Below are 23,283 nucleotides of genomic sequence, written 5' to 3'. Positions count from 1 at the left end.
CCCCATGTCAAAGCCCTCCGTGATGTTCGTCTGCGTCCACAACGCCGGTCGGTCCCAGATGGCCGCCGCCTACACCCGCCACCTCTCCGGCGGTGCGGTGGAGGTGCGCTCGGCCGGCTCCGCCCCGGCCGACTCCATCAACCCGGCCGTCCGCGACGTGCTGCTCGAGGAGGGCATCGACATCTCCGCCGAGAAGCCGAAGATCCTCACCCCCGAGGCCGTCCAGGCGTCCGACGTGGTGATCACCATGGGCTGCGGCGACGCCTGCCCCTTCTACCCGGGCAAGCGCTACGAGGACTGGGAACTGCAGGACCCCGCAGGCCAGGGCGTCGACGCGGTGCGGCCGATCCGCGACGACATCCGCCGCCGCGTCGAGGAACTCTTGGCCTCGCTCGGGGTGCCGCCGGTCGCCTGACCGCGAGTTTTCTGTAACTCGGGGCTACGGTGGCGGGCATGAGCGGTGAGACGGACCTCGGGAAGTTGTTGGCGACGATGTCGCCGGAGGCCCGCGCGGGGCGGTACGTCTTCGCCGCGGTCGACGAGCCGCCCGCGGCCGAGGTGCTGGCCAGCGTCGTCGAGCCCGAGGGACTGAGCGTCGTCGTCGCGCAGGAGGACGCCGACCGGCTCGGGCTGGCGTACGACTTCGTCGCCGGCTGGATCACGCTGCGGGTGCACTCCTCGCTGGCGGCCGTCGGGCTGACCGCCGCGGTCAGCGCGGCCCTGGCCGACGCGTCCATCAGCTGCAACGTCATCGCCGGCTTCCACCACGACCACCTGCTCGTGCCCATCGACCGGCTCGACGAGGCCCTTGCCGTGCTGGGTCGCCTCGGCTGATTCGGGCGGTCGCCGGGCATCCGGTCGTTACGATGGGGTGACGAGGGAAGGACCGACCATGGACCATCGTCAACTGCTCGCCGACGCCGCCCAGCGCCCCGTCGACACCGCCCGCACGGTGCTCGACGGCATCACCCCCGAGGCGCTGCACGCGATGCCCGAGCATCGCGGCAACTCGATCGCCTGGCTCGTGTGGCACGCCGCCCGCCAGATGGACGTCCAACTCGCAGACCTCGTCCAGGAGGAGCAGGAGTGGGTCCGCGGCGGCTGGGCCGACCGGCTCGGGGTCGAGCGCGGGCCGCACACCTTCGGGTTCGGCGACGACAGCGGCGCCGTGGGCGAACTGCGGGTGGCCGACCCCGACGCGCTCGGCGACTACCTCGCGGCCGTCGTCTCCGCCCTCACCGCCTACACCGACACCCTCTCCGAGGAGGACCTCGACGTCGTCGTCGACGACTCCTGGGACCCGCCCACCACCCGCGGCGTGCGGATCATCAGCCTCATCGACGACGCGGTCGCCCACCTCGGGCAGGCCGCCTACGCGCGGGGCCTCGTCGAGGGCTGGCGGATCGGCTACTAGCGGCCCCGCTGCCCCCGTCGTGGCGCAGGATGGGCACATGGAAGAAGCAAGCGACAAGCGGCTCCACCTCGCGTCCATCGACATCGACGCGCTCGCCGAGGCCCTCCGACGGGGCGGCGACGCGTACCTCGACCCCGCCACGGGACGCATCCACGACTACCGCGACGAGGCCGGCGACGAGGCCATCCGCATCGAGTCCGGCTCGGGCGGGAGCTACAGCGAGATCCAGGCCTTCGTCGACCACGTCTCCGACCCGGCGCTCAAGGACGAACTCGAGGACGCGCTCGACGGGCACCGCCTGTTCCGCGACGTCGGCGACGTGATCAAGGAGGCCCCCGAGCGGATCCGGACCGCGTGGGCCGAGTATCGGCAGACGGAGGCCAAGCTGCGGGCGCTGTCGTGGCTGGAGAGCACCGGGCTCGTGCCGCAGTCGGAGATCGACGCGGAGCGCGCCACCCTGCAGGCCGCGGCGGCCTCGTCGCTGGGCAACCTCTGACGCGCTACTCGCTGCGCAGCGCCTCGACGGGGTCCTTCCGGGAGGCGGCCGACGACGGGATCAGGCCCGCGAGGAACGACAGGCCCATGCTGATGAACACCAGGATGACCGCGGCCTGCCAGGGCAGCACGGCGACGTTGGCGACGTCGAAGCGCGACTCGACGATGGCGTTGGCCGGAATCGTGAGCAGCAGCGTGATGAGGATGCCCATCACGCCGGCGACGAAGCCGACGATGAGGGTCTCGGCGTTGAACACGCGGGCGATGTCGCCCTTGCTGGCGCCGACGGCGCGCAGGATGCCGATCTCCTTCCGTCGCTCGAGCACGGAGACGTACGTGATGATGCCGATCATGATCGACGAGACCACCAGCGAGATCGCGACGAACGCGATCAGCACGTAGCTGATCATGTTGATGATGTCGGTCACCGACGACATGAGCGCGCCGACGATGTCGGTCCAGGTGATGACGCGGTCGTCGTTGCCGCTGGCGCGCTGGTCCTCGTTGTAGGCGTTGAGCAGGTCGGTGATGTGCTCCTTGCCCTCGAAGTCGACGGGGTAGAGGTCGATCCGCGACGGCGAATCCGGGTCGGCGTAGCCCAGCGTCCGGAGGTTGCGCTCGTAGCTGTTCTGCTCGGCGGCCGACATCGCCACCAGCAGTTGCGTGAGTTCCTGGGGGTCGAGGTTGAACTGGAACGCCTCCTGCAGGGCGGCCTCGTCGACGCGCATCGCCGACGGCAGGGTCGCGGCGAGCTGGCTCATCGTCGACTCCATCGCCGCGCCCACCTGCGCCTGCAGCGCGTCAGCCACCTGGCCGCTCAGCTGCTCGGTGTAGACGGCCATCACCTGGCCCATGTAGTCGGTGATCGCGGCCTGCAACTGCCGCTCCACGGGCGCGAAGTCGAGCCGGATCCCTGTGTCGGCCAGCGCGGACTGCCCCTCGGGCGAGCCGAGGAACAGCGGCAGGTTGTCGGCCACGTTCAGCGGGTCGAGCGAGTAGTCGTCGGCGAACCGGAGGTAGTCCTCCGCGAACCTCGTCGTGGCGGTGTCCGGCACGACCTGCTGCGGCGCGGGAGCCAGCGAATCGAGGAACGGCTGGAGGTTGCCGGTGACGTCGAGCGGGTCCAGCCCGTCGCCGACGCTGAAGTCAAGGTACCCCTGCACCATGTCCAGGTCCTCGACCGCCACCAGCGCCGCCGAGCCCTCCTCGCTCGCGACGAACTGGTTGAAGTTGTCCGCGAACTGGGCCGGGTCAAGGCCCTGCGCCTCGACGTAGTCGGCATAGGCAGTCATCAGCCCGCCGAGGGCGGCGGCGGCCTCGTCGGGATCCACGTCCGGGATCGGCGAGGGCGACGGGGAGGGCTGCGGCTCGGCCGGGGCCGGCTCGGGAAGCACCAGCACGTCGGAGAGGTCGAGGCTCCCGGCGAGCGACGACAGGTCGAGCGCCGGCATCAGCGACGGGTCGAGGGCGATGTCGGGCATCGCGAGGTCGAAGCCGGAGGGGTCGATGGTGAGCATGGACTCGTCGACGCTGAACGCGCCGGCGATGGCGGACTCGTCGATGGTGACGAGCGACGAGAGGTCGAAGTCCTGGATCTCGGGGTCGTCGTCGCCGAAGCTCTTGCCGGTGAAGACGTTGCGGCTGCGCTCGCCGAGCTGGTCCTTGACGATCGTGCTGTCGGCGGCCACCTCCATGACGTGGTGGGTCAGGGAGGGGTCGTAGTAGATGCCCGGGTTGAGCGCGGTGGCCGACGCGTCCTCCTTCGGCTTCACGATGCCGGCGACGCGCAGCTCCTCGCCCTCCTCCACGAGCCCGCGCAGGTAGGCGGGATCGCTGCGTCGGTCGGTCCAGATGTCGTAGGCGTCGTCGTAGGTGTAGTAGTCGGCGGCGTGGACGAGCGAGAACGTGACGCCCAGGATCTCGTCGTAGTCGTAGGTGCCGGCGGGCGCGGGCTCGGTGAGCTCCTCGCCGTCGCGCAGTTGCTGCACCATCCGGTCGAGCTCCGCGGCGTCGCGCAGCCCGAGTGTGTAGAGGGCGTAGTCGCCGATGCCGCCGCGCGAGGACAGCACCACGACGAGCTCGTCCGGCCCCTGCGGCCAGTCGCCGGCCACCACGTCGTACTGCTCCTCGACGAGTGACAGGTCGTCCATCAGTTCCTCGAACGAATCGCCGCCCAGCTGCGACGCGAAGGGCCCGCCCGCGTCGGGGCTCGCGCCGAAGCCGATGGAGTTGAACGTGGTGTCCGGGTTGACCTGCCGGACCCCGTCGCTGACGTCGCGCCGGTAGATCTGCGGGGTCACGTCGTAGGAGTACTCGATGGCGTTGGTGTACTCATCGATGCCCCCGCCGCCGAAGTCGAGGTAGCGCTTGAGGGAGGTGAGGTCGTTGGTGTTGACGCCGGAGAACACGCGGTTGAGCATCGGGACCTCGCGCACCGGGCCGCCGCCGGGGTCGTCGTCGCCGGCCGGCTCGGAGTCGTCACCCCCGCCGCCGGTCAGCAGCGCGGTCATGTCGATCCCCTGCGCCTGGATCGACAGCGGGTACATCGAGAGCGTCTCCTCCTCGATGTCCTTGATGTAGAGGCCCACACCGTTGGCGAGCGCGAGGATGGCCGCGATGCCGACGATGCCGATGCTGCCCGCGAAGGCCGTCATCAGGGTGCGGCCCTTCTTGGTCATCAGGTTCGTGAACGACAACCCGATCGCCGTCAGGAACGACATCGCCGTCCGGCGCAGCCCGTCGCCCTCGTCGGGCACCTCCGCCGGCCAGTACGGGTCGGTGTCCTGCACGACCGCCCCATCGCTCAGGGCGACGGTGCGCGTCGCGTACTGCGCGGCGAGGTCCGGGTTGTGCGTCACCATGATCACCAGCCGGTCGCGGGCGATCTGCGTGAGCAGGTCCATGACGTGGACGCTGGTGGTGGAGTCGAGGGCGCCGGTGGGCTCGTCGGCGAGGAGGATCTCGGGGTCGTTGATCAGCGCGCGGGCGATCGCGACGCGCTGCATCTGTCCGCCAGAGAGCTGGTTGGGTAGCTTGTGCGCGTGCTCGGCCAGCCCGACGTCGGTAAGCGCGGCCATGGCCTTCGCCCGTCGCGCCGCGCGGGAGACGCCGGCGAGGGTGAGCGCGAGCTCGACGTTGGCCAGCACCGACTGGTGCGGGATCAGGTTGTAGCTCTGGAAGACGAACCCGATCCGGTTGTTGCGGTAGGCGTCCCAGTCGCGGTCGCGGTACTCGCGGGTGGAGACCCCGTCGATGATCACGTCGCCGGAGTCGTAGTGGTCGAGGCCGCCGACGATGTTCAGCAGCGTCGTCTTGCCGGAACCCGACGGGCCGAGGATCGCGACGAACTCGTTGTCCCGGAACGCGATCGACACGTCGTCGAGGGCCGTCTGCGTGAACGAACCCGTCGTGTACGACTTGCGAACGCTCAGGAGCTGGAGCATCTCGCGGCCTTTCTGATCCGCAGGATGCTGCTGCTGAATCGGGGAGATCGGTCGGCAGGCTCAATTGTAGATGGGCGTGCCCAGACCCTCCCCGTCGCCTCCTACCGGGCGAAGTCGACGCCCAGCTGCACCGCCCGCTCGTTGATGACCTTGGCCAGCTCGATGTCGCGGATGGTGATGCCGCCGACGTCGTGGCTCCATAGCCGCAGCTTCACGCGGTCGTAGGTGAGCGTGAGCACCGGGTGGTGGTTGAGCGACTCCGCCGCGTCCCCGATCAGGTTCACGAACTCGAGCCCCGTGGTGAAGTCGCCCGTGTCGAAGTGGGCGACGAGGGTCTCGTCCTCGCGGCGCCACTCGCCCAGCTGGGCGTCGTCGATCTCGGCGGGGGTGAGCTTCTGCTTCGGATCGGTCATGGAAGCAATGGTGCACCTGACCGGGGCCACGTTCGGCGGTTCACTAGCGGTTACGCAGCGACGGGGCGCGCCTCGGCCACAGCGGTCCGGCCTCGGCGAGCTCGTCGGCGGTGGCCGTGCGGAAGGGGGCGTCGGCCGGGGTCGTCGGGGCCCGCCGCCCCTGGCCGCGGGTGGCGTACAGGCTCGCCACGACCGAGGCGACGATGATCGTCGCGATCACCGCGAGCGAGATCGGCGTGGGGATGTAGACGACGTCGACCTTCAGCATCATCTTGATGCCCACCCAGATGAGCACGAACGCGAGCCCGACCTTGAGGTACACGAAGCGGTGCATCAGGTCGGCGAGTAGGAAGTACATCGCGCGCAGGCCCAGGATGGCGAACGCGTTGGCGGTGAACACGATGAACGGCTCGCTGGTGACGGCGAAGATCGCGGGGATGGAGTCGACGGCGAAGAGGATGTCGGTGGCCTCGACGAGCACCAGCACCGCGAGCAGCGGGGTGGCGAGGATGGCGCCGCCGCGGCGGATGAGGAGCCGCTGCCCGTGGTAGGCGTCGGTCATGGGGACGGCGCGGCGGAACCAGCGCAGGACGAGCGAGCGCTCGGGGTCCAGGTGCTCGTGGCGCTGGCGGAGCATCTTCCAGCCGGTCCAGAGCAGGAACGCGGCGAAGACGTAGAGGATCCAGGAGAAGCGCTCGATGAGCACCGCGCCGCCGGCGATGAAGATGCCGCGGAACACGAGCGCGCCGAGCACTCCGAGGAACAGCACCCGGTGCTGGTACTCGCGCGGGACGGCGAAGTAGCCGAAGATGATGGCCCAGACGAAGACGTTGTCGACGGCGAGCGACTTCTCGATGAAGTAGCCGGCGAAGTACTGCTGGCCGAGCTCGGCGCCGTGGAGCCACCAGATCACGCCGCCGAAGCCGACGCCGAACGCCACCCAGACCACGGACCAGAGCGCGGCCTCGCGCACGCCGATGACGTGCGCCTTGCGGTGGGCGAAGAGGTCGACGGCGAGCATTACGACGATGAAGCCGAGCACCGCGACCCACAGCCAGAACGGGACATCCATGACGAAACCTTCCGATCGTTGCGATCGGAGGTCTCTCCCAGCCCTTGTCGGACCCGCTCGCCGGACCCCGGGTGGGGCCGTAGTGACGACGAAGCGCTCGGGGGTACTCCCCTCCTACTGTTGAAGAGTGAAGCACGGGCGGGGCGGCCTGGTCAAGGTTTGGACCCGCGAAATTACAGAAAACTCATTTGCTGGGCGATCTCGACGCTTGGCCGGAGCGGTGAGATCGCCCAGCAAATGAGTTTTCTGTAATCCGGCCGGGGCGGAAGCGGCGTGCCGCCCCCGAAATCAAGAAACTTCACTTGCTTGACGCGGGAGCCGGCGCGCCCCGCGGGGCCGGGGCCCCGGTGGAGCAAGCAAGTGAAGTTTCTTGAATCTGGGCGTCAGGACTGGCGGTTGCGCGTCCAGATCTCGGTGGAGAGCGCGGTGGCGAAGGTGGTCCAGGCGGCGTACGGCAGCAGCGCCTTCCCCAGCTTGGGGTCGGTCTTGCCGGATTCCTTCATGAGCCCGGTGGAGCTCGCGGACAGGGCCCCGGCCACGACGGCGGCCAGGCCGAGCTTCTTGAACTTGAAGAACGCGAAGCTCCAGCCGGCGTTGAGGAGGAGGTTGAGTGCGAGCGCGCGCTTGTACTGGCGGACCCGCTCGTCGTCGTGGCGCCGTTCCGCGTCGGCGAGGACCTTGCCGGCGACCACCGCGATGCTCGTGTACAGCCCGGTCCAGACGACCGGGAACAGCCCGCCGGGCGGCTGCCACTTCGGCTTGTCGAGGGAGCGGTACCACGCGCTCTTGGGGTCGGTGGCGACGGATCCGGCCAGCGCGGTGGCGATCACGGCCGCGGTCGAGCCGAGGAACGGCACCACCTTCGGCTCGGGCGCGGCACCCTTCGTCCTGCTCTTGTGCTTGTTCTTCCTCAACATCGACTGCCCCTCTCGCTCGATCGTTCAGATCTCTCATTCTTCCCCAGCGGCGGGTCGGGGGTTACCGGTTCAGCGAGTCCCGCAGCAGCTGCGCGTAGCGCTCGGCCTCCCCCTCCTCGTACTTCACGCGGGGCCAGAAGAAGCCGCGCAACCCGTCGCCCTTCACGCGCGGCACCACGTGCACGTGCAGGTGCGGCACGGACTGGCTGACCACGGTGTTGATGGCGGTGAAGCTGCCGTCGGCGCCCAGGGTGTCGACCATCGCGTCGGCCACCCGCTGCACCGCGGTGAAGAGGGGCGCGACGAGGTGGGGCGGCAGGTCGGTGAGCGTGTCGACGTGCTCCACCGGGCAGACCAGCGTGTGGCCCTTGAACAGCGGACGGTGGTCGAGGAAGGCGACGGTGTGCTCGTCGCGGTGCACGACCGCGGCCTGTACGTCGCCGCCGACGATGCCGCAGACGAGGTCGGTGGGCGGCTCAGCCATGGTGCGCGGCCAATTCCTTGCGGAACCCGACGAGCGCGTAGAGCCCGCCCGCCACGGCCACGATGGCGAGCAGCAGCAGGCCGAGGGTGTAGCTGCCGAAGGAGTCGTAGATGACGCCCATGAGCAGCGGCGGGACGAAGCCGCCGAGTCCGCCGGCTGCGCCCACGACGCCGGTGACCGCGCCGACCCGCTCCGGCTCCACCAGCGCCGCGACGAGCGCGAACACGGCGCCCGCTCCGGCGCCGAGCCCGGCCGCCATGCCGAGGAAGGCGACGGTGCCGACGGGCTCGAGGGCGAGGTCGATCGTGCCCGCGCCGACCACCGTGGCGAGCAGGGCGAAGGCGCCGGTGGCGACGAGGAGGATGGCGAGCACCTTGGTCTTCGAGTAGCGGTCGCACAGCCAGCCGCCGATGGGCCGCGCCACCACCGACACGACGACGAAGCCCGCCATCCGGAAGGAGGCGCCGCCCTTGTCCATGCCGAAGTTGTTCACCAGATAGGTGGGCAGGTACACGCTGAACGCGACGAACCCGCCGAAGGAGATCGCGTAGAGCAGGGCCAGCTTGATGGCGACCGGTTGCGCGAGGGTGTGGGCCGCCGCGCGCAGCCAGTTCGCGCCGCCGGCGCGCGGGCGGCCCGGGGGAGTCCGCAGCGTGAACCACGCCAGCACCGCGTACGACGCCAGCAGGATCGCCACCAGGATGAACGGCGCCGAGCGGCCGAGCAGGCCGGCGAGGGGGAGGGTCGAGAAGGCGGCGACGGCGGTGCCGCCATTGCCCATGCCGAACAGTCCCAGCGCGGCGCCGCGCTTCGACGGCGGGTGCCAAGCGTTCACGAACGGCACGCCCACGGCGAACGACGTCCCCGCGATGCCCAGGAAGAAGCCGCCGATCAGGAGCGCGGCGAGGCTCGTGCCGAAGAAGGCGAGGAACAGGACCGGCAGGATGGCGATGCCGGCGACGGCCGGGAACATCACCTTCGCGCCGAGCCGGTCGGTCAGCGCGCCGACTGGGATGCGCCCGAGCGACCCCACCAGCACCGGCGTCGCCACGACCAGCGACTGCTCCAGCGACGTGAGCCCGAGCTCCTCCCGGAGCGTGACTGCCAAGGGGGCGAGCAGCGCCCACGCCCAGAAGCAGAGGGCGAAGCCGACGGTGGCCAGCACGAGCATTTTGCGGGCTGTGGCGGCGTCAGGTGTGGCGGTGGCTACGGTCGGGTCGCTCATCGGTGGCTCCTGTCGGGATCGCGGCAACGTGCCGCTCGCCATTGATCCAAAGCCTAAGTCGCGGCCGCCCCCGGCGGCGGGCGAATCGCGTCGATCGACCCGCCGCAACACGCCAATCAGAACGGACGGACGAAAACTGTCAGAGGTGGCATGCAGTGTGGTGACATGGACGAGCTGAACGACACCGGCATCGCAGACCTGTTGCTGATCTACTCCGTGAAGTCGCACCTCATCGCGGTGCGTCCCGAGCTCGAGCGACTCGTCGTCATCGACGACGCGCGTCCCCGCCTCTCCTTCCCGACGTCCCAAGGCCTCATTGTCGTGGCGAAGTCGGACACCTCCGACACCGGGATCTGGACCGTCTCCGGGCCCGGGATCGGGGTGAAGGCGCCGCGCCCGTCGACGGCGGAGCTGGCGAGCACCGCGCTCATCGCGTACGAGTCCGCCCGGGCGAGGCTGCCATCGGCCGCCTGACCGCGCCGGCTCAGGCAAGCTTGCGCTCGATGAACCGGCGCATGCCGCCGTTGTCGGCGAGCGTCAGCGCGTGCTGCCAGGCGCGGGTTGCCTCGTCGTGTTCGCCCACCTCGTCAAGGAACAGCGCGAGCGCCACGTGGTACGGGTGGTGGTTCACGAGTTCGGGCTCGTCGGCGAGCGCCCGCAGCAGGGCAAGCCCCTCGTCGGGCGAGTCCCGGCGCCCCACGGCGATGGCGCGGTTGAGGCGGACCACGGGGTCGTCGCCCTCGCGGAGCAGGAGGTCATAGAGCGCGACGATCTGCGCCCAGTCCGTCTCGGCGAAGGCCGGCGCCTCCGCATGCACCGCGGCGATGGCGGCCTGGATCGCGAACCGGGAGGCGTGCGGCATAGTCGCGGCCCGTTCCGCCAGCCGCACGCCCTCGACGAGGCGCTCGCGGTCCCAGCGGGCGCGGTCCTGGTCCTCCAACGGCACCGGCACGCCGTCGGTGTCCACCCGAGCGGCGGCCCGCGCGTCGGTGAGCAGCAGGAGGGCGAGCAGTCCGGTCGGCTCGGCGTGGTGCGGCACGAGCGCGGCGGTGATGCGGGCCAGCCGGATCGCTTCGGCGGTGAGCTCCGCGCGCTGCGGGTGGTCGCCGCTCGAGGCGTCGTAGCCCTCGGTGAAGATGAGCGAGATCGCGGCCAGCACGAGCGGGAGCCGCCGCGCCCGCTCGTCGGGGTCGTCGGGCACGGTGAGGGGGATGCGGTTGGTCGCGATCCGCTTCTTCGCGCGGGTGATCCGGGCCTGCAGGGTCGGCACCGGCACGAGCAGCGCCTGCGCCACCTCGCCTGTGCTGAGCCCGCCCACGAAGCGCAGCATCAGCGCGACGCGGTCGCGCGGCGCAATGGCGGGGTGGCAGCAGCCCATCAGCATGGCGAGCCGCTCGTCGGGGAGGCTGTCGCCGTCGACGATCGCATCCGGGCTGGGCTGCGGGCGCCGGTCCTCCTCGACGTGCAGCGCGGCCAGCCGTTGGGCCAGCACGGAGTCGCGGCGCACACGGTCGAGCGCCTTCCGGCGCGCGGCGGTGATGAGCCACGCGAGGGGCTGCCGGGGCACCCCGTCGCGCGGCCACGTCGCGAGTGCCGACTCCATGGCCTCCTGGGCGGCGTCCTCGGCGAGGTCGAGGTCGCCGAACCGCCGCACCAGGGTGGCCAGGAGTCGCGAGTGCTCCTCCCGGTGGACCCGGGCGAGCACGTCGTCGGCTGGGGTCACGCGCCCACCATGGGACGCACCTCGACACGCCCGTCGATCGCGCCCGGGCACTTCGCGGCCCAGCGCAGCGCCTCGTCGAGGTTCTCCACGTCGAGGATGAACGTGCCGCCGACGAACTCTCGGCTCTCGGCGTACGGGCCGGCGGTGACCACCGGCTCCGCAGTGCGGCTCGGACGCATGACGGTCGTGGTCTCCTGCGGGTCGGCGAGCTCGAAGCCGTCGGCGAAGACCCCGGCCTCCTGGAGTTCGCGCTGGAACGCGATGTACTCCTCCATGCCCGGCACGTCGTCCTCTCCGCAGCGTGGTCCGTCGACGTTGCCCATCAGCAGCAGTACGTATTTCATGTTCGACTCCTCATCGATGTCGACTGCACCCGTGCGGCGCAGTCACACCCTAGACGAACGAGGATCCGCGAAATCGACACCGATCCTGCGGGAACGGCCACCGTCCTAGACTCGGATCGACCCGAGGGAAGGGAGCCGACCGTGGAGGAGTGGACACCGGACGCGCTCTTCCGGGTCGTGGATGTCGCCGGCGTCGTCGGCAACGGGCTGCTGGGCGGCGTCGTCGCGCGCTCGAAGGGCTTCGACCTGATCGGTTTCCTGTTCCTCGCCATCGCCTCAGGCCTGGGCGGTGGGCTGTTGCGCGACGTGATGCTCGGCATCGGCTTCCCCGTGGCCCTCACCGACCCGGCCTACCTCGTCGGGGCCGTGAGCGCGGCACTCATCGCCTACGTCATCCGGCTCGACGGCCGCACGCCCCGGCGCGCATTGGCGGTCATCGACGTCCTCGCCCTCGGCTGCTGGGCGGCCACCGGCACCACCAAGGCGCTCGGCGCCGGCCTCGGCTGGGCCCCGGCGATCCTGCTCGGCGTCATCACCGCGGTGGGTGGCGGCATGCTGCGTGACGTGATGGTCAACGACGTGCCCAGCATCTTCGGCGGCAACCCGCTCTACGCGACGGTCGCCGTCGTCGCCAGCGCCGAGATGGCGATCCTGCTGCACTACGGCCGCTACGAGCTCGGCATGGCCACAGCGATCCTCACGGCCGCGGCGCTCGGCCTCATCGCCAGGTGGCGCAACTGGCAGCTGCCCGGGGCGCTGTCCGTCTCGCTGCGCCGCCCGAGCTTCGGGCCGTGGGGGAGCCGCCGTGGTGGGACGGGGTCGTGACGATCGCTCTACAGGGCCCGCCGGACAGGATGATTGATGGTTGAGATCATTGTCGGTGGTTCGGGCTGTTGATTTCGACCGGCGCTCGCTTCGCTCGCTGGCTCAATCACCTGGCCGGGAGTCAGCCCCCGACGCGAATGTCGAGAATCAGCTCCTCGAGGCCGGCGACGAGGTCCGCCCACACGTCGGCGGGGATCCGCACCCCGCCAGCCCGGTAGCGCCGCGGCACCGGCTCGGTGGCGACCGCGTCCCCATCGACCTCGACGCCCTGCACCCCGTGCCCGGGAGCGGCGACGTGGTACCTCGCCCTCACCCGGAGGCCGCCCAGCGGCACGACCGCCTCGTAGCGCCCGGCGGGCAGGACCGGGTCGACAAGCAGACCGCCGACGTCCTGACGCAGCCCGAGGAACCCCTCGGTCACCAGCCGCAGGATCAGGCCGGGGCCCGACGAGTAGACCCGCCAGCCGCCCTCGAAGCCGAACTCGGGGTCGAACATCCTGTCCGCCCGGGCCTCGGCGTCGGCGCGGTCGCGGAAGGCGGCGTCCACGGAGGAGAAGTAGGTGTTCGACTGCCTGGGCAGGGCACCCGGCACGGCCGCGGTGAGCCCGTCGGGGATGACGAGGTCGAGGGCCCGCCAGGCGCGGTCGGCGAGCCCGAGCCGCAGCAGCGCCTCGATCCAGCGCAGGTGCGCGTGCGTGTACATGAGCCCGATCTCGCGGCCCCAGAACGACGCGGCCTCGGCCCGCAGGAACGTGTGCGTCTCGCCGCCGTGGTAGTCCACCGGGCGGTCGAACAGGTAGATGCCGGTGGGGCCGTCGAGGTGCTCGTCGACGATCCGCACGTGCGACTCCGCCTCCTCCGGCGTGAGCAGCTCGTCGGCGATCGCGTGGATCACCTGCAGCGACCCGTGTCGCAGCCCGGTGCGCGCGTCGCGCGGGTGCACGATCGGCTCGACCCGCCCGTCGGCGACCACCGCGTAGCCGCAGAGCTCCCCGTCGATGAGGAGCGAGTCGCGGATGGCGGCCTCGGTCTCCGCGGCGATCGCGCGGAGCCGCTCCGCCATCTCGGCGTCGGCGGAACCCAGTCCGTCGGCCAGCGTGCTGAGCGCCTTGACCTCGAGCTCGGCGGTCCAGGTGGAGACCATCTGCCGGGCGAGGTCGGGGTTCGCGGGCTGGAGCGAGTCGTTCCAGTCGCCGTGGCCGTAGGCGGGCAGCCGGGGGTCGGCGCTGCGGGCCGAGAGCAGGTGGTCGACGGCCGCCTCGACGTGCGCGCGCAGCGGGGTCGCGGGCAGCAGTTCGGCCTGCCCGACCCAGCCGACCTCCTCGTCGAGGATCCCGAGATCGCCGGTCATCTGCAGGTACTCGCCGAGCGCGAGGAGCGGCCAGTAGACGACGTCGCCGTGGCTCTCGCGGTGCCCGGGGCCGCGGTCGGCGGCCAGGTACTGGAACCACTGCGGCCAGTCGCCGTCGTCCTGCTGCCCCGCGAAGACGGCGAGCAGCACGTCGCGCACCACGCGCAGCCGGCCGGTGGCGACGAGCAGCCCCACCGGGCCCTGGCAGACGTCGCGGGTGCCCCACGCGCCGCCGGTGAACTGCTCCAGCCCGCGCGGCGCCTGGTAGTGGACGTGCGCGTTGTGGACGAGCCACGGCAGGAACGCGTCGAGGCGCTCGGAGGTCGGGTCGTCGCCGTGCAGCCGCAGCACGGGGGCGTCGGCGGCCGGCGCGTCGGGCCCGCCGACGGGGATCTCGAGGGCGAAACCGCTCGTGGCGGGGTGTTCCTCGGTGCGCCAGTCGTCCGGCGTGGAGATCGAGACCAGCACGTCGAGCGGCGCCCCGCCGACATCGACCCGCACCGTCAGGCGCGCGAGCGTCAGCCGGGTCTCCACCTGCACGGTCCGCTCGCCGAGGCGGTACCACCACGTGGCCGACGAGTCGTCCGCGGCCCAGGCGCTGGGCTGGCCGAGCAGCCGCCAACCCTCATCGCCGTCGCGCACGAACAGCCGCACGCCGTCGGTCTGCACGAGGCCGAGGTAGCTGCGCCGGATGGAGAGCAGCGGCTCACCGGACGCGTTGCCGAGCGTGAGCTGCGACGCGAAGGTGCCGCCCATCCAGGCGGTCACCGCGGCGGTCGGGTCCTGCGGGCGCGCCCCGGCCGAGGCGCGGACGATGTGCCCGTGGGGGCGGAGCACCGCGCGTTCCTTCGCGGCCGCGACGACGTGCGCCCCGCCCACGCTGTACGACCAGGCCTCCCCGTCGGGCCCGCGCTCGACGGAACCCCCACCGCCCACCAGCCGCAGGAACTCGGACTCGTGCAGGTCCTCGCCGTGCGCGAAGCGCGGCGGGCTGAACAGCGTCGGCTCGGCCGGGGCCGCGTCGCCGGAGACCGACGGTGCCGCCTCGGCCCAGCCGTCGGCCAGCGCGCCGCGGACCCGTTCGGCGTCCTCGTCGGACGAGGCTTCGGGGTGGTCCGCCACGACGACGCCGCGGTACCCGACGAACCCCTCCTCGCCCGGCGCGAGCCGCCACGGCTCGGTCTGCAGGCCGGCGAGCGTGTGCTCGTGCTGGAGGCGCTCGGCGGGGAGGTCGGCGCTCAGGTCGAGGCCCGTCCCGGGGACGTCGGGGCGGAGCTGCAGCGCGTCGGTGCACCAACCCACCACGCGGCGGGTCGCGCCCAGCGCGAGCCAGGGGTTCGCGTCGCCGGGCATGTTCTGCCGCACCGCGATCAGCAGGCGGTCGCCGTCGGAGATGGGCGTGAGGTCGAGGTACTGCGCGACGTAGAACTCATTGCGGCGCAGCGCGTCCCAAGGCGTCAGCGCGGCGTCGACTGTCCAGACCGCGTCCAGCTCGACGGGGTGCTCGCCGTGGTTGACCACCCGCAGCCCCCAGCCAAACCGACCGCCGCCCGCGGGCTGGTCCCACCACAGCTCCCACTCGACTTCGTCCTCGCGGCCGCGCAGCACGATGCCGTCGCCGGCCCGCACGACGGTGCCGCCGCCCGCCGGCCCGGTCAGGCCGAGGGGGCGGTGCCCGTCGGGGGAGCGCCACCGCAGCCAGACCTGATGGGGGCCGGGCTCGAGCTCGGAGGCGGGGTACTGCAGGAGGCTGAGGTCGCCGGCGTCGAGCCGGGCGAGCGCCCCGGCACTGGTGAACGTCGGTCGTATCGTCAGCTCGGTCATGATCACCTCGTCGGTAGGGGATCGGCGGGCACGGCTGCGGAGTAGCCCGCCGGGAACAGTGGGTCGATGTCGCCCGCGACGTCCGGCATCGAGGCGCGCACCGCGTCCATTGAGCCGGGGAACGCGACGGGCAGCCGCCCCTCGGGCGGCACCTGGCCGGTGATGGCCTGGATCCAGGCGGTGTCGCTCACGCCGAACGTGACGGTCAGCACGTCGGCCACCTCGAGGAGCGGGGTGAGCACCGCCGGTCGGTCGGCCTTCACGTCGATGATGAGCGGGCAGGGGATGCGCGCGAGCCGGTGCTTCAGGCCCGGCGGGAAGTCGAGGCTGCCCTGGTGGAACCACGACTCCAGGAACAGGTCGTCCCTCGGCTCGAACGGCGCGTTCAACCGGACCAGGCCGACGTCGGCGTCCTCCGGTCGGTCGACGACGACGAGCCCGCCGCTGACCGCCTCCGGCAGCACCTCGTCGAGCCAGACCCGGGTGCCCGGGGCGAGGGGGAGGGCGGCGGTCCCGGCCCTTCGAGACGCGACTTCGTCGCTCCTCAGGGACCGGGGGGTGGCGTGTTCGTCGCTCCTCAGGGACCGGGTGGGCGAATCCACGAGGACGACGACGGAGCGGGCCTGGGTCCGCAGGCCCAGCTCCGTCGCCCGGGGAGTGCCGACGAGGGCGGGGGCGGCTTCCTCGTCGACGTAGGGGTTGTCGAACAACCCGAGCTGGAACTTCACGCGCAGCAGCCGGCGCGCGGACTCCTCGAGGCGGTCGCGCGAGACGTAGCCGTCGGCGACGAGCTCGAGGAGCAGGTGGGTGCACTCCTCGCCGCCGAACTGGTCGATGCCCGCGTCGAGGAGCTTGAGCATCCGCTCGGCGGGGGAGAGGTGCTCGACGCCCCAGGCACGGGCAGGGAGGACCTGGTCGCCGACGAGGTTGTCGTTGACGAGCTCCCAGTCGCTGAGGATCACGCCCTGGTAGCCGAGCCTGCGGCGCAGCAGGCCGGTGAGGAGCTGCTTGTTGTAGCCGAAGCCGACCTCCTCGATGTGGCCCATGCCGAGGTCGAGGCCGACGGGCCGCCCGTAGTAGGGCATCATCGCGGCGGTGCCGGCGGCGATCGCGGTCTTGAACGGCAGCAGGTGCTCGTCGAAGCGTCCGCCCGGGTAGACCTGGTCTCGGCCGTAGGGGAAGTGGGCGTCCTCGCCGTCGGCCTGGGGGCCGGCGCCGGGGAAGTGCTTGGTGGTGGCGCTCACCGACTGGGGCCCGAGTTCGTCGCCCTGCAGCCCGTGGATGGCGGCCTCGGTGAGGCGCGCGACGAGCCGGTGGTCGGCGCCGAACGTCTCGCGCTGCCGTGCCCAGCGGGGCTCGGTGGCGAGGTCCGCGGTGGGGTGCAGCGCGGCGCGGATGCCGACGGCGACGTACTCGCGCCGCACGATGTCGGCGAACTCCCACACCAACCCGACGTCGTCGAGCGCCGCCAGGCCCATCGGATCCGGCCATTGGGAGAAGAAGTTCGACGCCCAGCTCGTGCCCGCGTTCTCGGCGGCCGCGTGCCGGGGGTCGGTGGAGATGGTGACGGGGATGGAGTGCGGGGTCTCGCAGGCCAGCTCCTGGAGCCGGTTGGCCCACGACGCCGCCTGTCGCGCGCTGGTGAGCGCGTGGACGTTGAAGTGGTTCATCCGCTTGCCGACGACGACGTCACGGCTCCCGGACTTGGCGATCCGGCCGGGGCCGTCGAGCAGCTGCCCGTCGTCCCCGGCCTCGATCACCGTGTGGAACATGAGCCCGACGAGCTCCTCCACCGACAGCCGGGGGAGCAGGTCGTCGACCCGCTCCGCCACGCTCAGCCGCGGGTCCTCGAACGGGTCGAGGCGGCCGTTGTGGTTGAGGTCACGGAAGGTGACGCCGTCGGTGGTGGTGAGGAACTCGGCGCGCATCGTCACTCGCCCGCGTTGAACTCTTCGAGCGCGAGCAACGGGCGCAGCTGGGCCTCCACCTCGGCGGTGGCGAACCACCGGCGCAGGCCGCCATTGAGGAGCACGTTGCCGAGCGCGCCCATGATCATCGACTGGTCGAGCGACAGGTGCCGCCGGGCCACCTGACCGCTCCGGACCGCGACCGCGTCGTAGAAGCCGCCGGGGCCGTAGGAGTCGAAGTCGGCCTGCAGGTTCCGCAGGTTCGTCGTCGCCTCCTCGGGCTCGTACATCATGCCGAGGAACGCGGCATGCGGGGTGACGACCCCGTCGCCGTAGGTGGTGGGCGGGTTGTCGGCGTGGTAGTCGGTGCGCTCCTGGTCCGAGAAGTAGCCCTCGGGGTTCATGCCGAGCGCGTCGACGCCGTACTCGCGATAGCCGCCGGCCGGGTTGGACGAGGGCGAGAAGCCCCAGTAGCCGTACTGCGCGTCGTCGAGGCCGTGCTCACGCTGCGCGCGGACGTGCAGCGGGTGGTTGCGGCCCCAGCTGCGCGGGCCCCACGTCGCCTCCGGCACGAAGATGTCCGGCATGAGCTCCTCGAACATCGAGCCGCCCCAGCCGGGCACGACGCGGAAGCCGCGGTAGGTGTAGGCGCCCTCATAGACGGGGAAGCCGAGGTACTCGCGCCACTCACCGACCGGGATCATCTCCTGCCAGGTCCAGTCCGGCGGGAACGTCCGGTAGGTGCCGAAGTAGGCGATCGGCGGGATCTGCTCACGGAAGATGCCGAGGTAGGTGACCATCCGGGCCTCGGAGATCGCGGTGTCGTAGTGGTGCTGGACGTGGTACCAGAGGTCGGGGCCCTCGCCGATCGTCGGGGGCAGCAGGGCGGTGCCGGGCCGCTCGGGGTTCTCGATCCAGAAGCCGCCGTAGTTGGCGCCGGCCGGGGCGCGGAAGTCCTTGTCGTAGAAGATGTCCCAGCGCATCGCGTTGAACAGCTGCAGCGCCGCCTTACGGTTGGACGGGTCCGCTTGGGCGACGACGTAGAGCGCGGCCCCCAGCCAGCCCATGTCGACGGACGACACGAACGGGACGACGGGGTTGCCGTCCTCGGGCCACACCCGCAGGACGTCGCCGGTGGCCTCGTCGTACCAGTTGAAGTACATGCCGCTCGCATCGTGGCGCTCCATGCCCTGCAGGGTGCGCAGGGTGCGGGCGATGATGTTGCGCGCCTCGCCGGGGTTGATGATGCGCAGGTCGCGGGCGACGATCGTGCTCCACAGCAGGCCGCCGATGTTCGTCGGCGACGTGTAGCCGCTGCGGTTGGTGAGGTCGCCGTCGATGTTGTCGGCCACGAGCCCGGTGTTGGGGTCGGTCATGGCGACGAGCGACTTCCAGGTGTCGCGCGCCCAGGTGAGCAGCGTCTCGTCGTGGTCCCCGGGGCGCCCGCGGCCGACGGGGTTGGCGTGTGCGTGGGATCCGGCGGCGGCCAGTGCGCCGGCGCCGGCGGCGGCGCCGAGCAGGGTTCGTCGGGTGAGGTTGGTCATGGCAGTGGCTCCTGTCGGAGGTGGGTGGATGTCACTTGATTCCGGTGGTGGCGATGCCCTCGATGAAGTACCTCTGGAAGAAGAGGAACACGAGGATGATGGGCAGGACGACGACGCTCGCGCCGGCCAGCAGAAGCCCGTAGTCGGTCTGGTTCTGGCCGGTGGAGACCAGGGCCAGCGCGACGGGCAGCGTGTAGGTGCGTTCGGTGGACGCCACGACGAGCGGCCACAGGAAGTTGTTCCACGACGCCAGGAAGGTGAGGATCCCGAGCGTCGCGAGCGCCGGCCCCGCCAGCGGCAGGAACAGGCGGAAGAAGATGCCCAGCTCGCCGGCGCCGTCGATCCGGCCGGCCTCGAGCATGTCGCGCGGCATGCCGAGGAAGAACTGGCGCATGAGGAACACCCCGAACGGGGCGACGAGGAACGGCAGGAACAGCGCGGGCAGCGTGTTGGCGAGGCCGAGGTTGACCACCAGCACGAACTGCGGGATGAAGGTGACGAGGCCGGGGATCATCAGGGTGCCGAGGACGGCGCCGAAGATGATCCGCTTGCCGGGGAAGTTCAGGTGCGCGAGCGCGTAGCCGAGCATGGAGCAGAACAGCAGGTTGGAGATCGTCACCACGAGCGCGACGACCGTCGAGTTGAAGAAGTAGCGGCCGAAACTGAGCCGGTCGAAGAGGCGGGAGAAGTTGTCGAGCGTGGGGTTCTCGGGGATCCACGTCGGCGGGACCTGCAGGAGCTCGCCCTGGGTCTTGAGGCTGCCGAGGATCATCCACAGGAACGGGGTGATCACGAGCAGGAAGAGGATCGTGAGGACGATGTAGAGCCACCAGCGGCTGCGTGAACGCTCCATCACTTCTCCCTCGTCAGCCGGAACTGGACGATCGTGACGATCACGATCACCAGGAAGGTCAGGTACGCCATCGCGCCGGCGACGCCGTAGTTGCCGAAGCCGAACTGCTGGTAGGTGTACATCGACGCGGACAGCGTGCTGTTGAGCGGGCCGCCCTGGGTCATGACGAACGGCTCCTCGAAGAACTGCAGGTAGCCGATCGTCGTGGTGACCATCACGAACAGCATCGTCGGGCGCAGCACCGGCAGGGTGATGTGCCAGAACCGCTGCCAGGACGTGGCGCCGTCGAGGGCGGCGGCCTCGTGCAACTGCCACGGCACGGCCTGCAGGCCGGCGAGGAAGATGATCATGCCGGTGCCGAAGTTGCGCCAGACGGCCATGATGATCAGGGACAGCAGCGACGTGCGGGTGTCGCCGAGCCAGTTCGGGCCGTCGATGCCGACCCAGCCGAGCACGGTGTTGACCAGGCCGCTGTCGGGCTGGAGCAGGAACCGCCACACCACCGCGACGGCGACGATGCTGGTGATCACGGGCGTGTAGAAGCCCATTCGGAACACGCTGCGGAACTTCGTGATGCCCTTGTCGAGCGCCACCGCCGCCGCGAGGCCCGCCACGATCGTCAGCGGGACGCCGATGACCACGAAGATGCCGGTGTTGAGCGCCGCCCGCCGGAACACCGGGTCGCCGAGCGCCTTGGCGTAGTTGTCGAGGCCGACGAAGTTCACCGCGAAGGGCGTGCGGATGTCGGTGATGCGGGTGTCGGTGAAGCTCATGAACATCGACTGCAGCACCGGCCACAGCGTGAACACGGTGAACAGCACCACGAACGGGAGCGCGAGCAGCAGGCCCGCCCGGGCCTCGGCCGCGTTCCGTTTGCCGGAACGCGAGCGAGGCTTGCGGGTGGCGGGCTGCGTCGCCACGGCGGTGGACATGGGGTTAGCCCATCCCGATGGACGTGGCCTCCTGCTGCACCGCGGCCAGGGCCTCCGCAGGGTCGGACCCGGTCTTGGTGACGCGCTCCACCTGGGAGTCGAAGGCGGTCGCGATCTGCTCCCACGTCGAGATCGACGGCGGCGCGAACGCGTTCTCGAGCTGGCTGCCGAACTTGGCGAGCTTCTCGTCGGACGAGAGCGCCTCGGCCTCCCACGCGGACTGCACGGACGGCAGGTCGGTGGTCAGGTCGTACCACTCCACCTGGGTCTCCTCCTGGGTGAGGAAGTCGACGAGCTTCCACGCCGCGTCGCGGTTCTCGGTGTTCTTGAACACGGCGAGGTTGGCGCCGCCGATGAACGACGCGCTGCTCTCGGCCTCGGGCATCTCCATGACGTCGTACTTGTCGGCGAAGCCCTCGCCGCCGGCGGCCTCGACCGCGGCCATCATCCAGGGGCCGGAGATGAACATCGGCACCTTGCCGGAGGCGAAGTCGGCCTCCGTGGTGCCCTGGGCCGGCGACTTGTTGGCGATGCCCTCGTCGAAGAACGACTTGTAGTACTCGAGCGCCTCGACGTTCTCCTCGGTGTCGAACGTGAACTCCGTCATGTCGTCGTTCACGATCTCACCGCCGTTGGACCACATCAGCGGGAGGACGGTCTGCCAGGAGCCGGTGCCACCGGGCTGGAGGCTGATGCCCCACTCGGCGCCGCCGTCGGACTGCATCTTCTTGGCCATCTCCTTCAGGCCCTCCCAGTCCGTCGCGGGCTCGGTGATGCCGGCCTGCTCGGCGATGTCCGTGCGGTAGTAGACGAGGCGGGTCTCGACGTACCACGGGACCGCGTAGGAGACGCCGTCGACGACGGTGGTTTCCTGGCCGCCCGTGAAGAACTTGTCGACGTCGATCAGCTCAGGGGTCGGGTCGAGGGCGTCGAGGCCGACGAACTCGCCCATCCACGTGGTGCCGACCTGCGCGACGTCAGGGGTGGTGCCCGCCGCGATCGCGGAGGTGAACTTGTCGTGCGCGGACTCCCAGGGGACCGGCGTGACGTTGACGGTCACGTCGGGGTTCTCCTCCTGGAACTTCTTGACGAGCTCGGGGAGCTTCTCGCCCTCCGCGCCCATGGCCCACACCTCGAGGGTGCCGGTGGCGGGCCCGTCGGCGATGGGTGCGACGTCGCTCTGGTCCCCGGTGTCCCCGGAGTCGCCGCCGTCGCGGCCGCAGGCGCTGAGCGCGGCGGTCATGGCGAACGCGGCCGTCAATGCCACGAGGGCACGGCTCTTGCTCTTCATTTCTTCCTCATTCCCTAGTGGTGGACGGTGGTTGGTGGTCCTCGCCGCAGCCGCAGGATTCGCGGTGCACCAAGGCGGTGGGAAGGGCGGTGCAGTCGGGCACCGCGGTTCCCGACAACAGGTTGTGGAGGTGTTCGGCCGCCATCGCGCCCAGTTCGGCGACCGGCTGGCGGACGGTCGTGAGCCCGGGGCGGAGGTAGCGCGAGACCCGGATGTCGTCCCAGCCGACGACTGAGACGGCGGCCGGCACGTCGACCCCGAGCTCCTGGAGCTCGTAGACGATGGCCACCGCGATCTCGTCGTTGCCGCAGACGATCGCGTCGTAGGGCATGCCCTGGGCGACGAGGTCCCTCGCCAACTGGAGGCCAGGGCCCTCCTCCAGCTCGACCTCGATCGCGGGCGGCACGTCGAAGCCGGCCTCCCTCAGCGCCCGGGCGAACCCGTCGTAGCGGGCGGCGATGTCCGAGCCGTGGTCGATGGGGCCGACGAACGCGAACCGGGTGCGGCCGATGTCGACGAGGTGCCGGGTGAGCTCGGCGGCGGAGTCCTCGGACTCGGCGTAGATGGCGGGGAGGCCGGGCAGTTGGGCGCGGGCGACCGTGACCGTCGGCCGGCGCTTCGCCACCTCGGTGACCAGCTCGTCGGTGGCCGCGCTCCGGGCCATGAACGCCAGGCCGTCGACGGCGCCGGCGAGGCGGCGGACCGCCGGGCGCTGGTCCGAGTCCTCGCCGACGAGCAGCAGGACGGCGGAGCAGTTGAGTTCGCTGGCGCGCCGCTCGAAGCCGACGGCCAGCTCGGCGTAGTAGGTGCCCTTGATGTGGGGGAGGACCATGCCGAGCGAGCGCACGCTGGAGCCGGCGAGGGTCTGGGCCGCGGCACTCGGGAGGTAGTCCAACGACTCCGCGGCCTCCCGGACGCGCCCGCGGGTGCGCTCGGAGATGCGGGGATCGTTGCGGAGGGCGCGCGACACCGTCGAGATGGAGACGCCCGCCTCCTTGGCGACCTCGTAGATCGTTGCCACTTCCCCAGTCCTCCTCGACATGTCATGCAAGCGCTTGCGCATTTGACGTTACGCCGCAGGTCGGGTCATGTGCAAGCGCTTTACCAAACTGTTGTGGAAGCTAACTATTGGGCAAGCGCCTCGATCGCCGAGCGCACACGGCCCCCGGTAGCAGCACAAGAGGGACTCGGCAGTGAATGGGCATACGCCTTAGGCGTCAGTGCCC

The 23,283-nt window shown here is 70.8% G+C and carries 21 protein-coding genes; 6 read left to right on the top strand and 15 right to left on the bottom strand.

Translation table 11 applies throughout. From position 1 onward, the window contains the following. Positions 1 to 4 precede the first annotated feature (4 nt). From BLR46_RS02065 to BLR46_RS02050, 4 genes are read left to right on the top strand one after another with little or no spacing between them, the layout of a single operon-like run. Positions 5 to 415 carry an arsenate reductase ArsC gene (locus BLR46_RS02065; RefSeq protein WP_093248503.1) on the top strand — a complete coding sequence of 137 codons (411 nt, stop codon included), beginning with the start codon at positions 5 to 7 and terminating at the stop codon, positions 413 to 415. 38 nt (positions 416 to 453) lie between these two features. Continuing rightward, a complete protein-coding gene (locus BLR46_RS02060) occupies positions 454 to 834 on the top strand; it encodes an ACT domain-containing protein (protein ID WP_093248502.1) in 381 nt (126 codons plus the stop codon). 58 nt (positions 835 to 892) lie between these two features. Further along, positions 893 to 1,414 (top strand): mycothiol transferase, encoded by a 522-nt coding sequence (locus tag BLR46_RS02055; protein ID WP_093248500.1) that lies wholly within the window; start codon positions 893 to 895, stop codon positions 1,412 to 1,414. Positions 1,415 to 1,451: 37 nt separating this feature from the next. Continuing rightward, positions 1,452 to 1,910 (top strand): UPF0158 family protein, encoded by a 459-nt coding sequence (locus BLR46_RS02050; protein WP_093248499.1) that lies wholly within the window; start codon positions 1,452 to 1,454, stop codon positions 1,908 to 1,910. A gap of 4 nt (positions 1,911 to 1,914) precedes the next feature. On the opposite strand, the gene BLR46_RS02045 is transcribed toward BLR46_RS02050, so the two are convergent. The 6 genes from BLR46_RS02045 to BLR46_RS02020 form a co-directional block, all read right to left on the bottom strand. Further along, complete coding sequence (locus BLR46_RS02045) at positions 1,915 to 5,352, bottom strand: ABC transporter ATP-binding protein/permease (RefSeq protein ID WP_093248497.1); 3,438 nt, start codon at positions 5,350 to 5,352, stop codon at positions 1,915 to 1,917. A 101-nt stretch (positions 5,353 to 5,453) separates the two neighbouring features. Continuing rightward, positions 5,454 to 5,765: a 4a-hydroxytetrahydrobiopterin dehydratase gene (locus BLR46_RS02040; protein ID WP_093248495.1), complete on the bottom strand. Its 312-nt coding sequence runs from the start codon at positions 5,763 to 5,765 to the stop codon at positions 5,454 to 5,456. A 43-nt stretch (positions 5,766 to 5,808) separates the two neighbouring features. Continuing rightward, positions 5,809 to 6,837: a TerC family protein gene (locus tag BLR46_RS02035; RefSeq protein ID WP_093248493.1), complete on the bottom strand. Its 1,029-nt coding sequence runs from the start codon at positions 6,835 to 6,837 to the stop codon at positions 5,809 to 5,811. Between the two features lie 383 nt (positions 6,838 to 7,220). After that, a complete protein-coding gene (locus BLR46_RS02030) occupies positions 7,221 to 7,754 on the bottom strand; it encodes a TspO/MBR family protein (RefSeq protein ID WP_093248491.1) in 534 nt (177 codons plus the stop codon). A 61-nt stretch (positions 7,755 to 7,815) separates the two neighbouring features. Further along, entirely contained in the window at positions 7,816 to 8,238 is a 423-nt protein-coding gene (locus BLR46_RS02025) for an HIT family protein (RefSeq protein ID WP_093248489.1), read from the bottom strand. Continuing rightward, the gene (locus BLR46_RS02020; RefSeq protein ID WP_176761622.1) at positions 8,231 to 9,463 is read right to left on the bottom strand and encodes an MFS transporter; all 1,233 of its coding nucleotides are present in this window, start codon (positions 9,461 to 9,463) and stop codon (positions 8,231 to 8,233) included. The genes BLR46_RS02025 and BLR46_RS02020 overlap by 8 nt, the downstream gene beginning before the upstream one ends. Before the next feature lie 165 nt (positions 9,464 to 9,628). Between BLR46_RS02020 and BLR46_RS02015 the strand changes: the two genes are divergently transcribed. After that, on the top strand, positions 9,629 to 9,937 hold the full coding sequence (locus BLR46_RS02015; RefSeq protein ID WP_093248487.1) for a hypothetical protein: 309 nt from the start codon (positions 9,629 to 9,631) through the stop codon (positions 9,935 to 9,937). Positions 9,938 to 9,947: 10 nt separating this feature from the next. Here BLR46_RS02015 and BLR46_RS02010 read toward each other — a convergent pair whose 3' ends face one another. Both BLR46_RS02010 and BLR46_RS02005 read right to left on the bottom strand, forming a co-directional pair. Next, positions 9,948 to 11,186, bottom strand: a complete 1,239-nt coding sequence (locus BLR46_RS02010; RefSeq protein ID WP_093248485.1) for an RNA polymerase sigma factor — start codon at positions 11,184 to 11,186, stop codon at positions 9,948 to 9,950. Next, positions 11,183 to 11,530, bottom strand: a complete 348-nt coding sequence (locus BLR46_RS02005) for a YciI family protein (RefSeq protein WP_093248483.1) — start codon at positions 11,528 to 11,530, stop codon at positions 11,183 to 11,185. Before BLR46_RS02005 ends, BLR46_RS02010 begins: the two co-directional genes overlap by 4 nt. Before the next feature lie 141 nt (positions 11,531 to 11,671). On the opposite strand from BLR46_RS02005, the gene BLR46_RS02000 reads away from it, so the two are divergent. After that, positions 11,672 to 12,355: a trimeric intracellular cation channel family protein gene (locus BLR46_RS02000; protein WP_093248481.1), complete on the top strand. Its 684-nt coding sequence runs from the start codon at positions 11,672 to 11,674 to the stop codon at positions 12,353 to 12,355. A 121-nt stretch (positions 12,356 to 12,476) separates the two neighbouring features. Here BLR46_RS02000 and BLR46_RS01995 read toward each other — a convergent pair whose 3' ends face one another. The 7 genes from BLR46_RS01995 to BLR46_RS01965 are packed head-to-tail and all read right to left on the bottom strand — an operon-like array spanning position 12,477 to position 23,078. After that, positions 12,477 to 15,530, bottom strand: coding sequence for a GH36-type glycosyl hydrolase domain-containing protein (locus tag BLR46_RS01995; RefSeq protein WP_093248479.1), 3,054 nt, complete (start codon positions 15,528 to 15,530; stop codon positions 12,477 to 12,479). A 2-nt stretch (positions 15,531 to 15,532) separates the two neighbouring features. Further along, complete coding sequence (locus BLR46_RS01990; RefSeq protein WP_093248478.1) at positions 15,533 to 17,458, bottom strand: glycoside hydrolase family 3 protein; 1,926 nt, start codon at positions 17,456 to 17,458, stop codon at positions 15,533 to 15,535. Positions 17,459 to 17,460: 2 nt separating this feature from the next. Further along, entirely contained in the window at positions 17,461 to 18,981 is a 1,521-nt protein-coding gene (locus BLR46_RS01985) for a glucoamylase family protein (RefSeq protein WP_093248476.1), read from the bottom strand. A 31-nt stretch (positions 18,982 to 19,012) separates the two neighbouring features. Continuing rightward, positions 19,013 to 19,834, bottom strand: a complete 822-nt coding sequence (locus BLR46_RS01980) for a carbohydrate ABC transporter permease (protein ID WP_093248474.1) — start codon at positions 19,832 to 19,834, stop codon at positions 19,013 to 19,015. Continuing rightward, entirely contained in the window at positions 19,834 to 20,766 is a 933-nt protein-coding gene (locus BLR46_RS01975; protein WP_093248472.1) for a carbohydrate ABC transporter permease, read from the bottom strand. Before BLR46_RS01975 ends, BLR46_RS01980 begins: the two co-directional genes overlap by 1 nt. Before the next feature lie 4 nt (positions 20,767 to 20,770). After that, on the bottom strand, positions 20,771 to 22,057 hold the full coding sequence (locus BLR46_RS01970) for a sugar ABC transporter substrate-binding protein (protein ID WP_093248470.1): 1,287 nt from the start codon (positions 22,055 to 22,057) through the stop codon (positions 20,771 to 20,773). A gap of 7 nt (positions 22,058 to 22,064) precedes the next feature. Then, positions 22,065 to 23,078 carry a LacI family DNA-binding transcriptional regulator gene (locus tag BLR46_RS01965; RefSeq protein ID WP_218118288.1) on the bottom strand — a complete coding sequence of 338 codons (1,014 nt, stop codon included), beginning with the start codon at positions 23,076 to 23,078 and terminating at the stop codon, positions 22,065 to 22,067. Positions 23,079 to 23,283 lie beyond the last annotated feature (205 nt).

Source organism: Tessaracoccus oleiagri (assembly GCF_900103275.1).
Classification (GTDB): Bacteria; Actinomycetota; Actinomycetes; order Propionibacteriales; family Propionibacteriaceae; genus Arachnia; species Arachnia oleiagri.
The sequence above is the reverse complement of the archived record's forward strand: the minus strand, read 5'-3'. Positions and strand labels throughout refer to the sequence as shown.